Raw genomic sequence first — 839 nt, forward strand, 5'->3', positions numbered from 1 at the left:
GACGATCTGATTCCGTTCGGTGCTTCGGCGGGTGAGCGGGCGGGGATCGTGAAGCGGTTCCGGGCGGTGTTGGATGCCACGGGGATGAAGGTGCCGATGGCGACGACGAATCTGTTCTCGCATCCGGTGTTCAAGGACGGTGGGTTCACGGCGAACGACCGGGACGTGCGGCGGTTCGCGTTGCGCAAGACGATCCGGAACATTGATCTGGCTGTGGAGTTGGGTGCGCAGACGTATGTGGCGTGGGGCGGGCGTGAGGGTGCGGAGTCGGGTGGTGCGAAGGATGTGCGGCTGGCGCTGGACCGGATGAAGGAGGCCTTCGATCTCCTCGCGGAGTATGTGACCGGGCAGGGCTACGACCTGCGGTTCGCGATCGAGCCGAAGCCGAACGAGCCGCGTGGTGACATTCTGCTGCCCACAATCGGCCATGCCCTCGCGTTCATCGAACGCCTCGAGCAGCCGGGCCTGTTCGGAGTGAATCCGGAGACCGGGCACGAGCAGATGGCCGGCCTCAACTTCCCGCACGGCATCGCCCAGGCCCTGTGGTCGGGCAAGCTCTTCCACATCGACCTCAACGGCCAGACCGGCATCAAGTACGACCAGGACCTCCGCTTCGGCGCCGGCGACCTCCGTGCCGCCTTCTGGCTCGTCGACCTCCTGGAGAGCACCGGCGGCTACGACGGCCCCCGGCACTTCGACTTCAAGCCACCACGCACCGAGGGCTTCGACGGTGTATGGGCCTCCGCAGCGGGATGCATGCGCAACTACCTCATCCTCAAAGAACGCGCCGCCGCCTTCCGCGCCGACCCCGAAGTCCAACAAGCCCTGCACGCCTCCCG

1 protein-coding gene is annotated in these 839 nt (G+C 66.4%); it reads left to right on the forward strand.

What is annotated here, in order from left to right:
* A partial coding sequence (gene xylA / locus DSC45_RS35545) for a xylose isomerase (protein WP_119296177.1) occupies positions 1 to 839 on the forward strand: 839 nt, incomplete at both ends.

Origin of the sequence: Streptomyces sp. YIM 130001 (assembly GCF_003574445.1) — a bacterium.
Taxonomy (GTDB): Bacteria; Actinomycetota; Actinomycetes; order Streptomycetales; family Streptomycetaceae; genus Streptomyces.